The sequence below is a fragment of the Nostoc sp. genome (assembly GCF_036916575.1).
In the GTDB taxonomy this organism is placed as follows: Bacteria; Cyanobacteriota; Cyanobacteriia; order Cyanobacteriales; family Nostocaceae; genus Nostoc.
In genome coordinates this window covers 1-13,927 of the sequence record NZ_JBALGC010000021.1, presented here as the reverse complement: position 1 = coordinate 13,927, position 13,927 = coordinate 1, and the positions used below count along the sequence as shown (strand labels likewise).

At 39.3% G+C, this 13,927-nt stretch carries 12 protein-coding genes and 2 pseudogenes; 10 read left to right on the top strand and 4 right to left on the bottom strand.

Annotation, left to right across the window (positions count from 1 at the left end; all coding sequences use genetic code 11):
- Positions 1–45 precede the first annotated feature (45 nt).
- Positions 46–927: a TauD/TfdA family dioxygenase gene (locus tag V7L29_RS06445; protein ID WP_334734905.1), complete on the bottom strand. Its 882-nt coding sequence runs from the start codon at positions 925–927 to the stop codon at positions 46–48.
- A 288-nt stretch (positions 928–1,215) separates the two neighbouring features.
- Here V7L29_RS06445 and V7L29_RS06440 point away from each other — a divergent pair, with 288 nt between their 5' ends.
- Positions 1,216–1,755 carry an SH3 domain-containing protein gene (locus V7L29_RS06440; RefSeq protein ID WP_334734904.1) on the top strand — a complete coding sequence of 180 codons (540 nt, stop codon included), beginning with the start codon at positions 1,216–1,218 and terminating at the stop codon, positions 1,753–1,755.
- 70 nt (positions 1,756–1,825) lie between these two features.
- Positions 1,826–2,614, top strand: a pseudogene (locus V7L29_RS06435) (DUF4058 family protein).
- A gap of 203 nt (positions 2,615–2,817) precedes the next feature.
- Here V7L29_RS06435 and V7L29_RS06430 read toward each other — a convergent pair.
- Positions 2,818–3,696 (bottom strand): IS982 family transposase, encoded by an 879-nt coding sequence (locus V7L29_RS06430; protein WP_334734903.1) that lies wholly within the window; start codon positions 3,694–3,696, stop codon positions 2,818–2,820.
- Positions 3,697–3,899: 203 nt separating this feature from the next.
- Here V7L29_RS06430 and V7L29_RS06425 point away from each other — a divergent pair, with 203 nt between their 5' ends.
- On the top strand, positions 3,900–5,537 hold the full coding sequence (locus V7L29_RS06425) for a tetratricopeptide repeat protein (RefSeq protein WP_334734902.1): 1,638 nt from the start codon (positions 3,900–3,902) through the stop codon (positions 5,535–5,537).
- Positions 5,538–5,666: 129 nt separating this feature from the next.
- On the opposite strand, the gene V7L29_RS06420 is transcribed toward V7L29_RS06425, so the two are convergent.
- Positions 5,667–7,577 carry an acetate--CoA ligase family protein gene (locus V7L29_RS06420; RefSeq protein WP_334734901.1) on the bottom strand — a complete coding sequence of 637 codons (1,911 nt, stop codon included), beginning with the start codon at positions 7,575–7,577 and terminating at the stop codon, positions 5,667–5,669.
- 318 nt (positions 7,578–7,895) lie between these two features.
- Here V7L29_RS06420 and V7L29_RS06415 point away from each other — a divergent pair, with 318 nt between their 5' ends.
- From V7L29_RS06415 to V7L29_RS06400, 4 genes are all read left to right on the top strand, one after another.
- Positions 7,896–8,099, top strand: a complete 204-nt coding sequence (locus V7L29_RS06415; RefSeq protein ID WP_334690480.1) for a hypothetical protein — start codon at positions 7,896–7,898, stop codon at positions 8,097–8,099.
- A gap of 360 nt (positions 8,100–8,459) precedes the next feature.
- Entirely contained in the window at positions 8,460–9,314 is an 855-nt protein-coding gene (locus tag V7L29_RS06410; RefSeq protein ID WP_334690481.1) for a cyanophycinase, read from the top strand.
- A 284-nt stretch (positions 9,315–9,598) separates the two neighbouring features.
- The gene (locus tag V7L29_RS06405; RefSeq protein WP_334734900.1) at positions 9,599–10,069 is read left to right on the top strand and encodes an NADAR family protein; all 471 of its coding nucleotides are present in this window, start codon (positions 9,599–9,601) and stop codon (positions 10,067–10,069) included.
- Between the two features lie 372 nt (positions 10,070–10,441).
- A complete protein-coding gene (locus tag V7L29_RS06400) occupies positions 10,442–11,521 on the top strand; it encodes a tetratricopeptide repeat protein (RefSeq protein WP_334734899.1) in 1,080 nt (359 codons plus the stop codon).
- Positions 11,522–11,569: 48 nt separating this feature from the next.
- On the opposite strand, the gene V7L29_RS06395 is transcribed toward V7L29_RS06400, so the two are convergent.
- Complete coding sequence (locus V7L29_RS06395; protein ID WP_334734898.1) at positions 11,570–12,268, bottom strand: phosphoribosyltransferase; 699 nt, start codon at positions 12,266–12,268, stop codon at positions 11,570–11,572.
- A 192-nt stretch (positions 12,269–12,460) separates the two neighbouring features.
- Here V7L29_RS06395 and V7L29_RS06390 point away from each other — a divergent pair, with 192 nt between their 5' ends.
- The 3 genes and pseudogenes from V7L29_RS06390 to V7L29_RS06380 all read left to right on the top strand — a co-directional run.
- Positions 12,461–13,141, top strand: a complete 681-nt coding sequence (locus V7L29_RS06390; protein WP_334690485.1) for a uracil-DNA glycosylase — start codon at positions 12,461–12,463, stop codon at positions 13,139–13,141.
- Between the two features lie 61 nt (positions 13,142–13,202).
- Positions 13,203–13,439 carry a ribbon-helix-helix domain-containing protein gene (locus V7L29_RS06385; protein ID WP_334734897.1) on the top strand — a complete coding sequence of 79 codons (237 nt, stop codon included), beginning with the start codon at positions 13,203–13,205 and terminating at the stop codon, positions 13,437–13,439.
- Positions 13,440–13,471: 32 nt separating this feature from the next.
- Positions 13,472–13,777, top strand: a pseudogene (locus V7L29_RS06380) (type II toxin-antitoxin system PemK/MazF family toxin); the annotation flags it as partial.
- Between the last annotated feature and the right edge of the window lie 150 nt (positions 13,778–13,927).

Genomic DNA, 13,927 nt, shown 5'->3' with positions numbered 1-13,927 from the left:
TTAACTGATTTTTATCAGTTGAACTGACCCAAAACTAACAAAATATTAGAATGAAAAAGCTGGAGAACATAGCCTGATATAAATATCTCTTTGATCGTCAGCAAAAGCTCTTCTACCATGAAGTATTCTTGTATTATCAATCATTAAAATATCCCCTTTTTGCCACGAAATTTCCGTGGTTATTTTTTCAGCAATTTCATTAAGTTCAGAAACAACCTCTTCAGGAATTTCTGAATCATCCTCAAACTTAAGAATTTTTGGGCTTAACTGCTTTGTTGGTAATAGACTATTAATAAATACTTGATACTTTCCACATCTGCTGGGGATAATGGCTGAAGAAATGTATTCAAGCATAATTGATTGATCATCATTTACTGTCATATGTGTATTATTCTTCTGACACATCTCTTCTAATGTATTCAAGTTATTGGTTTGGTATTTTTTCTGCCAGTCCTCTTTAGATATCTGAACAGCAAATTTTAATTTCTTTTTGCTGAATAACTCTTTGGTTGAACTACTAATTTCATTAAAAAATTGTCTGCCATCACATACCGTAGTTTCACCATCTTCTAATGGGGGATTAGCACAGAAAAACCACAGCATAAGTGGGATATTTTGCTGATAATACATTTCTCCGTGCAACTTAATCTCAGACTTAAAATCGTTTACGCTTAAAAGAGTTTCATCTCCATTAATTACCCTCCTACTGAATGCACCACCAGCATAATTGATAAAATCGATACTCAAGAGATTAGTAAATTCTTTAAAAATGTCAGTCTCAACATCAAATCCTCTAAAAAGTAAGATTCCATAATGTTTAAACAGACTAATAATTTTTTCTTTGTCTAATTCTAAAATACTGACATGATCGAAATTAATAATCTCTTGACCTATGCCATCTGATATGGGCTGTATCTTGGTATTCATATAACTTAATAAAAGTTTGTCGAATTTTGAACTCACTGTTGGCGTTAACTATACCATATACTGACATCTTAATACTCAATCATATCGTTCTGTTGCATCCATCTGCGTAGGCGTAGCCCGTCGTAGACATCGCAATACTAAATTTTATAAAATTAAAAATGTTATTACAGTACTAAAATCCCTTTTAGAAAATTACCTTAGAAAGTTAATCCTAATTTCTTTGGGCAGATTCTGAGAGAGAAATAAGACTATAGCCTTGGTTACTGATGCCAAAAAATTGCACAAATTATGACAAAAAAAGTGAAAAATCCAGCATCCAAGTTAGTGATAGGATTAATATTCAGTTGTATTAGTGTGATACTCAATACAGGTATAGCTCATCAAATAGGTTTAGCGAAATCAACTAATCCTCAAAAGTGCAATATTCTTGCCTATGTCACCGATACAGATCCGCAAGGTTTAAATGTGCGGAGTGGTGCAAGTACAAATAATACAATTATAGGGCAAATACCCATCAACGAAACAATTCAGGTTATTGGTGCTACTGGAAATTGGGTACAGATTACTAATGCTAGTAATGGTTTTCAAGGAACTGGATGGGTATTTGTGCCAAAATTAGGCTTAACAACGCGGGGCTACGGTACTAATGGCGTGGATTTATATGCTAGTACCAGTCAACAAAGCCTAAAAGTACGAAGAATTCCTGCTAATACGGCTGTCAAATTGTTAGGCTGTCAGAAAGATTGGGCGCAGGTAGAATATCAAGGTGTTAAGGGTTGGTTGACAAGGGAAGATCAATGTGGTGCAGCCCTTACCAGTTGTTCTTAAAATCCTACCCTGCAAGTGAAGAGAGGGCTATGAGAATTACTTTGAAAATTTTGATTTTGAGATATTTGTTATGCCTTATCCATTTCTAGGAATGAACCCGTATTTAGAAGATCCTGAATTATGGTCAGGAATACATGGCAGACTAATAGTAGCGATCGCAGATTACCTCTCTCCTCAACTACGTCCCAAATATTTTGTCGCCATTGAAGAACGAATTTATCAAACTACTGGCGATGATAAACTCTTAGTTGGTATTCCCGATGTAATAGTACAAAATTCACAGACAGCAATAAATCCTAAAATACCGAATATAGCTATAGCTACACCTGCCGTTCAACCGAAAACGGTGATAGTTCCCATACCTGAGATAGTAAAGGAGAGATATTTAGAGGTGCGAAAGGTAGGAACAAAAGAAGTAGTGACAGTGATTGAAATTCTCTCACCTAAAAATAAACGTACAGGAGAAGGACGCAACGCATAGGATAATAAACGACAGCGAGTGTTAGGAAGTTTAACACATTTAGTAGAAATTGATTTATTGCGTGTCGGGGAACCAATGTTAGTTTTTGGTGATAGTACACACAATGATTATCGGATTTTGGTTAGTCGTGGCGATCGCCGTCCTTATGCTGACTTATATGCTTTTAATCTACCAGATGTAATTCCACCTTTTCCTATACCTTTGCGTTCTGGAGATCCGGAACCAGTTATAGATTTGCAGACATTATTAAATGAGGTATATGACATCTACTACGGCTATGATTTGGTAGTAGATTACAGTCAACAGCCAGTACCAGCGTTGTCAGAAGTTGATGCAGTTTGGGCGGATGCACTGTTGCAGGAGAAGGATTTACGGTAGTGCGATCGTTTATACGAATTTGAGATTTGTGCTGATTGAATGGGAATACTAACTTTGGATTCCTAATTAGATAAAATCAAATTTCTACAAAAATGGACTGGATAACTACGCTTAGGGCGCAACAAGCGGACTTTATCGAAAGACTAAAATCTGGTTGCTTACTACCCAGCCTGCAAAATTAATTATATTAACCTGAGTTCGGGTTAAAGATAAGGAGGTAAAAGCCACTCTAGTTGAAGGCTAGGTTTCTTAGGTTGATGACAATAAGCGATTAATCCGCAAAGAACGTTAACGCAGAAATTAACGGGACTGCGATGTCTCGAGTGTTCAATCTGAGAAATGTTTTTGAGTTGGTCGTTAATCGTCTCAATAATTGAGCGTTTACGGGACAAAAGCTTGTCATGAAGACGCATCAGCTTATTCTTCATATTGCGACGGGGTTTAGCGAAAAATTGGATTCCAAACTCTTCCAAAAGTTGAGAAGCAAGTTTTTCAGAAACATAGCCGCGATCGCCAAATATTTTGCCAAAAAGCTCACGCAGTAAATCAGGGACTGGTTTACGGTCATCAATGTTACCAGGAGTAAGAGTCACATTTAAGAGTTGACCAAATTCATTGACGACAATATGAAGCTTAAAACCAAAAAACCAATCCACGGAAGTTTTGCCACGAGCAGCTAAACCTTCAAATACCTTATGCCTAGAAATCCGACGATTATGACATACCTTCAAGCAGGTTGAATCGATAAAACCGATACCCGTACACTGTCCAAAACAATGCTTTAGATAAACGCACAAAGGTATCAAGGTGGATGGTATCCATTCAATAAATCGTTGATCAGAAGGAAGACCTGGAAACGCACAATTCCACTGCTGTTTCACTTGATTTAAATAAAAATGCTTGAAATTCCGGTAGTTATTTTGGTGAAAAGCGATGATAATTGTCATTATTTCACTTAAACACAAGCTTTTAGCTCGAACACGTTTTATTCCTCCATGATTTAACAGTTTTTTGTGCCATTGAGCTTCAAACGCTTTACAGAAATCATCTACATGACAGAACAAAGCATCTAAACTAAACATAGGACAGGTTGCTGGATTTGTTGTTATTTTCAGCTTACTACCTGTCCTTTTCCTTATCCCGAACTCAGGTTATATTAAGTTGAATTAAGATATAATACATAAGATTAAGCAACTTTGGGAATATCACCCAAGCTAATTAAAAGGTTTACGCCGAATGGATATTTTAATAGAATAATCTCATCAAAAGATTCGCAGAAACATAAATGGACTGGATTACACTACTGCGATCGCTACAGTCTGATTTTATTAAAAGGTTAACATCTGGTTGTCTGCTTCATTGTGAAACAGAAGGTCAATATAGTGAATTAACTATAATCTCTGGAGAGAGATTAAAGGCACTACGGGAATTTTGCTGGCTGATGGCTGAGAAATATAAGCGTGTTTCGCCAGTCCGTGACGTTTTTATTAGCTATCTCAAAGGGAAGTTGGGTGAGGAAGTTGTTAAAGAACGTTTAGCTGATTTTATTACCGAAGTCGATTATGAAAAGCGATTCGGCGGCGATGGCAATATAGATTTTACCTTGACTTCTGACCCATCTATTGGTATTGAGGTTAAATCTCGTCACGGGAGTATTGATAGAGTTAGATGGTCAATTAGTTCTGAAGAGGTTGAAAAAAATGCAGTTGTAGTTTGCATTTTGATTCAAGAAGATGTGAGTGAAGCACAATCTGAGTATCACCTTTTCTTGGCTGGCTTTCTGCCAACCCAGATGATTAAGTTGAAAACTGGTAAAATTTCATTTGGGATAGAACAATTACTGTATGGTGGTGGTTTATGGTGCTATCTAGAACAGTTACAATCTTCTATTAATAATTATTATAAGCAACAACCACCAATTTATAAATATCTCCCGAAGCCGGAAATTGCATCTGAGCCAGTTAATAATCAGTTGCTCAAATCTTCTTTTCAACCTGAATTAAAAAATTCTTTACAATATCGGGATGAAGATTTAAATATACTTTATGTAAAATTGGGTGATGAATGTTTGGAAAAAGGAGAATATCTGAATGCGATCGCCAATTATAATCAAGCCTTACTAGTTCAATCTAACGATGTTGATTTATATTATAAACGAGGTTTCGCTCACTATCAAGTAGGCGATTATGAAGCGGCGATCGCAGATTATTCTCAGGCAATTCAGATAAATCTTTATGATGCTAAATCTTACAATAAACGAGGTTTAGCTCTGTCTCAGCTGGGGCGATTAGAAGAAGCAATTCATGATTATACTCAGGCTATCAGAATTAATCCTAATGTTGCAGTAGCTTATAAAAACCGGGCTGAAGCTCGTTCTCATGTAGGAGATAACCAAGGAGCAATTGAGGATTATACCCAGGCTATTAAAATTAACCCCGATTATGCTGATGCTTATAAAAACCGTGGGATTGCTCGTTATTTATTTGGCTCTCAACCGGGATTTCCCCAAGCAATCAAGATTAATCCTAAAGATGCCATAGCTTATAAAAAACGTGGTAATGCGCGTTCAGATTTAGGAGATTTTGAAGGAGCAATTGAAGATTATACCCAAGCAATACAGATTAATCCAAATTATGCAGATGCTTATTATAACTGTGGGAATGCTCGTTCTGATTTAGGAGATTTTCAGGGAGCAATTGAAGATTATACTCAAGCAATACAGATTAATTCAAATTATGCAGATGCTTATTACAATCGTGGCAATATTCGTTTAGAAATAGCAGATAAACACGGAGCAATTGAAGATTTTCAAAAAGCAGCAGATATCTATCGTCAAGAAGGTAAACTAGAAGCACTGAAAGACACACGAGAAAGAATATTAGATTTAGAAATAGAAGAATCATTAGATATTTTAAAGTTTTAGAAAATCGATAAATTAAAATAATTAGCAGTTTTTAGCTAGATTCAAGAGCCCCGACTTCGTAAAAGTTGTCGGGGATCTAACTTTTCAGTGAAATTCAGAAATATTGGATTGAGTGCCTATTTACTTAGCTCACAAAATTGCTCCACTTTCTTTCAAATAAACCCGTGTAAATGGCTCATCTTCGGCCAAAGTATAATCTTCAATCAACCCTTTGCGACGAATAGAAATATCGTTGCCTTTTCTAATCACCACAGTAGAACCATCGAAGACATCCCGTACTAGCATCATCTCAGTTTCGCTGGGATTATCCAAAACTACGATATTACTACTCCGGTAAAACATGCCCTCTTCATCTAGGATGTCTTCCGCATATTCGGCAATCAGCAAATCAAGTTTTGGATGACGCAACAAAGTTTGGACGTTGCTGTTGTAATTTTTGCTTAATACTTTTTTCGAGCGATTCACAAAAACTGCATCACGACAAACAGCGCCTATTGTCCAGTCGGGATGTTGCAAAAGGATATGGTCAATCGTTACTTGCAGTTCTTCAACTGAGATTTTATTAAAGGTAATAATTGGTATCCTGGCATCTGCACCCGACTCAAAAAAGGTTTCTAAGATATGGGAAGGCACATCAACGCTTTCACCAACAGAAGGTTTTAAATGCATTAAAACGCCTGGTGCAGCGTTGATTTCCAAGATGGCAAAGTTACTGGACTTCCAAGATTCTGAGAGACTTTTAGTAATCACATCAATACCAAGGCAAGTCAGTTGGAAGTGTTGGGCAATATCTTGCGCCAAGATAATATTGTCAGCATGAAGTGTCTGGGTTGCATCGATGCTTATACCTCCGGCTGAAAGATTGGCAACTTTACGCAGGTAAACAGTGCGTCCCTTCTCAATCACGCTGTCTAATGATAAGCGCTGTTCGTCTAGGTAGAGTTCCATCGCTTCATCTATCTGAATTTTACTCATCGGCGAGGTGGGTGAGTCTAAACGTGCAGGTTTGCGGTTCTCTTGGCGAATTAACTCTGCAAGTGTTAAATACCCATCACCGACAACCGATGCTGGACGGCGTTCTGTGGCGGCGACGAATCGACCATTGACACACAACAAGCGAAAATCTGATCCTGAGATGCTTTTCTCAACAATTATTCGGGTTAGCTGATCTTCAGGAATCGCTGCCAGTGCCCTATTATAAGCAGATACCAGTTCTTTTGAGTCTTGTATGTCAGCCGTAACACCAATTCCTTTGTGACCTACCACTGGCTTAACTGCTACTGGGTAACCAATTTGTCTGGCTGCCGCCAAGGCTTCCTTTTCAGAAAAGACAATATCGCCTTCAGGGACTGGGAAACCTAACGTTTTTAAAAATGCCTTGCAGTCATCTTTGCGGGTGGTAAACTCCGAATCTAGATGACTATCACAGTTAAATGTTGTTGCTACCCCCCGGACATGTTTTTTTCCCAAACCGTATTGCATCAATCCTTCTTCCCACAAATAAAAGGCGGGAATACCTTTTTCGGAGGCTGTTCGTAATAGGGCGTAAACCGTGGGGCCACCATAGACAGATGCGCGGAATCTATTTTGCAGCTTCACTAGCTGCTCATCAAAGTTAAAGTCTTCGTCTTGGGTGATGGCTTCAAACCAATCCCAAACAAAATAAGCTACTTCTCTAGTTGTGCGTTCATGTAGTGATTGCACACTAATCCGCATCAAATCTGGATATGGCTTAACACTCCAATGGTTAAGGTGTAAATCCATGTCCAACTTTCCGACTTCGGACACAACTTGGGCAAATAAATGAGCATAAGATTCATAGGTTTGGCTGCCCAGGTGTGGATAGCGATCGCCAATCTTTGCAATATAATCTTCAATGGGCAAAGGCTCTCTAGACTCAATTAGAGCAAAGTCAAATACTAGCGCCCCTGTATCTAAATAGGGGTTGGGCCCAATATAATGCTTGAAGTTGAAAATATCGAATACATCCGTTCTTCTAGCATTAATGCGGACTAAATCACTGCTTTTTTGTAGAACCATTGATTACAAACCTTTGGCTAAACACCCTGAAATTTAGATGCTGAGGTATGGTTACTCAGACTTATTGATTGTAGATTGATTTAGATTAATTTTGAAGAGTGATGGCAAAGCCATTGATCTAATCAGAACCCACCCTAACCCTATTAGTAAGCATTTTCAACTATCTCAAGGCATAATTAAATTCCCCTTCTTCAGCAAAAAATAAAGCACAGTCTATTCATCCTCATGAATAGTCAAAAATATAACCTTTGAAAGGTGCAACACCCACCCAAGTATTTGTATAACTAAACGTACGGTATTGAAAAGACAGCTAAAGTTATGAATAGCACACAAGCTGCTCTAAGAGATGAAATCCGAGAACTTGCTGAGGAAGCTTTTCACCAAAAGCTGATCTCTGGGCATGGTGATGGCCCAGACATAAATGAGTATCAAATTGTCTACCAAGGCAAACCCAGGCATCTCCCACTAGAACAAGCATATTTTTTCTTAACTAACTTGCTTTACAGAAGTCGCATTCATTAGGACTTGTCATTAGATCTCTAATTGCACCCAGCGAGAGTTAATACCAATTACTCACAATTGCACGAGAAATTTCCAATCGGCAATTAGCTGAATAGTCAACAATGCCTTTAGAAAATTTCTTTATTAGAGGCAATTGAAGCTGTGGGTTTTATAAAGTCAACGAAAATTAACGAGGATGGTTATTTGTCTGTAATTTTCCAAAAAAATCTTTTGGTCTAATTGCGATATCTAACGACAAGCCGCTTTGCATCTACGCAAATTTTAATACTACCTTCTATCAGGTAATCTATCAAAAGGATGATTTGATAGTTGGAATTGTCATGGTTTAGTGAGATTTATTAACTCAAATCAGGGGGCATCATGGTACAGAGTAATATCAAACGGCAGTTGGTAATTATTGGGGGAGCTGAAGACAAGGATGGAGATTCCGTAATTCTGCGGGACTTTGTGCGACGCTCTGGGGGTATCAAGGCGCACATTGTAATTATCACGGCGGCGACAGAATTACCAAAAGAAGTGGGAGAAAACTATATTAGAGTATTTGAGCGGCTGGGAGCCGAGAATGTTCGCATTATTGATACAGAAACCCGCGAAGATGCATCTTCATCTACCGCATTAGAAGCAATTAATAAAGCAACTGGGGTATTTTTTACTGGGGGAGACCAAGCTCGCATTACCAGCATCCTCAAGGATACCGAAATTGATGCGGCGATTCACAAACGGTTCTCTGAAGGTATAGTTATCGCTGGCACCAGCGCGGGTGCTGCCGTGATGCCAGACGTAATGATTGTAGAAGGCGACTCAGAAACACATCCAAGGATTGAAACTGTTGAAATGGGTCCTGGTCTAGGCTTCCTACCAGGGGTGGTAATTGACCAGCATTTTTCCCAGCGCGGACGCTTGGGACGCTTAATTTCAGCTTTGATACTACAGCCTGCTGTTTTGGGATTTGGTATTGACGAGAATACCGCTATGGTAGTGACAGATAACCAAATTGAAGTGATTGGCCAAGGCGCTGTTACTATTGTTGATGAATCAGAAGCTACATACAACAATATGGGCGAAATTTTGAAGGATGAGTCTTTGGCGATTTGCGGAGCAAAGCTTCATATTTTGCCACATGGCTTCAAATTTGACCTGAAAACCCGCCAGCCTATCCTAAATAATGGCTCTGTGGCAAATGTCTCTGTACCTGTTGGTGCAACCAACACTTAACTTTGAGCAGGTGCGTTTAAATTGAGCCAATAATTAATACTTGTAGATTATTAAATATCCTCCCAAGTACTCTCAGAAATAGGGGACATAGCCCCGCTTTTTCAGGAGCAAAGGGGGGATTAATTATTAATATTCCTTATCTTAACTTCAACAAACTCCTACAACTAAGTAAGTAGGCAAGAATTAATCAAACTATATTATACAATGTAAAATTACTCAAACTTACTTGTAGTAAGGGCTTCAACCCTTACAAATTAAGTAAATTAAAAGTGGTATCAACTTCTATGACAATCTATTTTTATAGCACTCGTGAAGAATATGGCTTTTTCTCCAACTTTTCACCCCACGGCTTTGAATTAGATGGATTGTATTGGCCAACTAGCGAACACTACTTTCAAGCGCAAAAGTTTGTGGGTACACCTCACGTAGAACAAATCCGCCTAGTTAAAACACTTAAAGATGCGGCAAGAATGGGGCGTCAGAGAAGCCGTCCCTTACGTCAAGATTGGGAACAAGTTAAAGACGACATCATGCGGCAAGCTGTGCTATGTAAATTTCAAACTCATACAGATATCAGGAATATCTTACTTTCCACAGGAAATGCAGAAATTGTTGAAAACTCGCCCATCGATTTTTATTGGGGTTGCGGAGTTGATGGTAGTGGTAAAAACATGCTGGGAAAAATTTTAATGGAGGTGCGAGAAATCCTGCACCATACATACAGCGCAGATGTTGATCATAGAACAATTAAATAATATTGTTGCTACGAATGCTTGCCCCAGTATCGACTCTTGTAATCGAAATAAAGACACACTCGCCGAAACTTTTGAAATGTAGATTATTGTTGAGGAGGTTAAAAGCAGCAATTCTTCACAGGATTTACACTCTGCGGTCTAAAAACGTATTTATATTTAAAAGTTGCATATTGGCTAAATAACAACTATAGTTATTACTCTTCATCAGTGGTAATCTGAAAGTCTCGATCAACGATTCAATAGCGAAGCGTTCGCTTCATTGATAAACTCTTACCCCTGCTTAACTTACGCTGTAATAAACCAGGCTAATGAAAGATACATCCTGGTTTTGGGAACACTAGATTTAGCACCAGACTTAACAGGAAGGAGTTGATGTCTAAACCCGAATGGAATAACAGATCGAAAAATACAGTTCCCCTGCAATTACCCATAACATACCTAAAACCAGTGAAGCGTAATACAATTACCCATGAATTTGACTCTGGTTCACAAGCAGAAATACTACCTCCACAGGAAAGTGATGACCATTCATTGGAAGCCTCCAAGCTACTACGGCAAGGAATTCAACAGCAGCAAGCTGGTGAATTAATAGTGGCGATGAAGTCTTTACAACAATCCTTGGGGCTTTTTCAGGCAGCTGGGGATTTGCAAAAACAGGCAAAGGTACTTTCTTTTTTAGGGTTGATAACTTACAGCGCTGGAGACTACAAAGGTGCTATCTCCTACTCCCAACAGTGTCTGTCTTTGAGCGAAGACACCTCAGATTTGGCAGTGCAGATGCAAGCACTTTCCCATTTAGGCAATGCATACCGTCACCTGAATGACCATAAAAAGGCAATTGAGTTTCTGGAAAAGTGTTTGAAAATAACGCAGCAACTGCAAGACAAACGCAGTCAAGTAGCAGCACTGAATAATTTGGGATTGGTGTATAAAGCTTTGGGCAACTTTACACAGGCAATTGAGTATCAACAGCAAAGCTTAGAGATTGTACGGGAACTCAAAGATAACTGGGGCGAGGAACAAGTACTTAAGAATTTGGGTAATGCTTGGTATGCTTTGGACAATTACCCAAAAGCGATCGCCTATTATGAGCAATGTGTAGTTATAGCACGCTCTTTAAAAAATGTTCGCAGTGCTTCTCAGGTGCTAAAGAATCTGGGGAATGCTTGTTATGCTTTAGGTGATTATGCTAAAGCCATTAAGTATTATGAAGATCGGTTGCAATTAGCCAAAGAAATGCAAGATAAGCGTAGCGAGGAACAGTCTTTAGGTAGTTTAGGAGTTGCTTGTGAAGCTTTAGGTGACTATAACAAAGCAATTACATATTATGAAGAACGTTTGCTGTTAGCTAGGAATATCAAAGACCGTCGCAGTGAAGAACAAGCTCTTGCCAGTCTGAGAGTCGCTTGCTATGCCTTGGGTGATTACGCCAAAGCTATGCAATACCAGTAGGGAACATCTCCAAATAGTTAAAAAGCAATAGAGACAAACAATTCAAAATTATTCGCACAGATTTATTCCCCCCATTGTCTTTTGTTGCTGGAGATGTACAAGAACTTCTAATGTATCTACTTGGGGAAATTGGGCGTAAAAATTACTCACACTCCAGAAGGGTTCCGGTGTTTCCAAGACAATTGTGCGATCGCCCCACTGTTCTAACCAGGGTAGCGATTTTTGTGGCGCTACTGGAGTACATAGCCAAACTGCTGCTGGAGAAAGGGCTTTCATGGCAGTTGCCGCTACCGCCATTGTCATACCTGTAGCAATGCCATCATCAACTAAAATCAGCGTAGCATCCTGTGCATTGAACTGCGGACAAGCAGGAATTAATTGAGCCTCAAGAGACTTAGCAAGGTTTATCGCTTTATTTAAAGCCACTTCTCGCCACCGCGCATCATGTTTAGGGCGAACTAGCTTTTGATCAGTCCAAAGAACATTTCCGGAAGTAGTGACTGCACCAATTGCTAACTCTGGGTTTTGTGGATGGCTAATCTTTTTCGCCACAACAATTGTCAACGGACAATCCAAAAGACGTGCTATTGGTGCTCCTACTGGTACACCCCCTCTTGGCAAAGCATAAACAATTGGTACAGGCTTTACCCCAGAATCAATAGTTTGCTGAGTCAAAACATTATGAATCACTCGCGCCAATTCCTCACCCGCATGGGTGCGATCGGCAAAAAGTGGGGTATGTGACATGGTTTCCCCCAGCATCTTTAGGACGGCACTGCTTTTATCATGACTGAATTTTGTCTCAAATTAACTGATACAATAAGATTTGTATAAATAATTAAGTATTCAGCAAAAGTCTATTTGTTCTGATAAATCTCCACCATAACGGTATTTAACTCAGATAAGACAGCTGGTGCTAATGCCAAAATCCTGATTTTCATGAGCAGCGAAACCCAACTTAGTCTCTTCGACGACTCAACCTTTAACCAACAAGAACTGATTCCCACAGACGCGAAAATTCCGATCGCTCCTGGAACTTATTCTGGCATAACGGAGTTGACACAAGATTGCGATCGCTGCCACCGTTGTGCATTGGGAGATACTCGGACTCATGCTGTTGTCGGACGCGGTAATCTCAAAGCACCAATTATGGTTGTGGGGGAAGCGCCTGGTCAAAATGAAGATGAAACGGGTTTACCATTTGTGGGTAGATCAGGGCAATTGTTAGAGAAAATTCTGGCATCAGTGAATCTGACTACTGAGCAGGATGTATACATAGCTAATATCAACAAATGTCGCCCACCAGATAATAGAGTTCCCACTCCAACAGAAGTGGCAGCTTGTCTACCCTACTTATTAGAACAAATTCGCCTAGTTGACCCCAAAATAATTTTGTTAACAGGTGCAACTGCTGTTAAAGGGATCACTGGCGATAAGCGGGGGATTACGAAAATTCGCGGACAGTGGCTGGAGTGGGAAGGGCGTTTATGTATGCCAATTTTTCATCCTTCTTACTTGCTGCGTAACCCTTCTAAGGAAAGAGGTGGGCCTAAATGGTTGATGTGGCAGGATATCCAGGCAGTGCGTGCCAAGTTAGACGAAATCCAAAACAACAGCTAATTTGGTAAATTTGCTCGAAATCTTTACAATTTCAGAGGTAGTAATCACAATAAAGGTAGCAATGAAAACTGCGATTTCGCTTCCAGATTCAATTTTTGAAGAGGCAGAAGCACTAGCTAGACAGTTAGGGGTATCTCGTAGTGAACTTTACACAAAAGCTTTGAAAGCATATTTGCGGAAATACAACCGAAATCAGATATTGAACCAACTGAATCGAGTTTATTCTGAAGAGTCTTCTGAAGTAGATCCAATATTGACAAGGTTACAATTTATGTCCTTGCCCATTGAGGATTGGTAGTGTATCGCAGAGAAATTTGATGGGCAAATTTACCTGAACCAGTCGGTTCAGAACCTGGGTATCGTCGCCCTATTTTAATTGTTCAAGATGATATTTTTACTCAAAGTCGTATCAGCACCGTAATCGTCGTAATCATTACCTCTAACACTCAGTTAGCACAAGCACCAGGCAATGTTTTGTTACCGCGTGAAGCTACAGGTTTACCCAGAGATTCTGTAGCTAATGTGTCTCAAATTTTTACTGTTGACAAAAGATTTTTAGTAGAGCGCGTTGGCTCGCTACCAGAACATCTACAACAAGAAATAGATGAAGGACTGCGAACAATTTTGTACCTTTAAGTCAGGTCATAAGGGTTTAAGTCTTAATCGAACTTGGCTTTGCCGCAAGTAGGTAGACTCATATCTTGCACCTGGAAATATGGATGTCAAAACCACAACTACGTGCAAGAGGTAACAACCGCTCAATATTAAGTAACATATGAGACACTA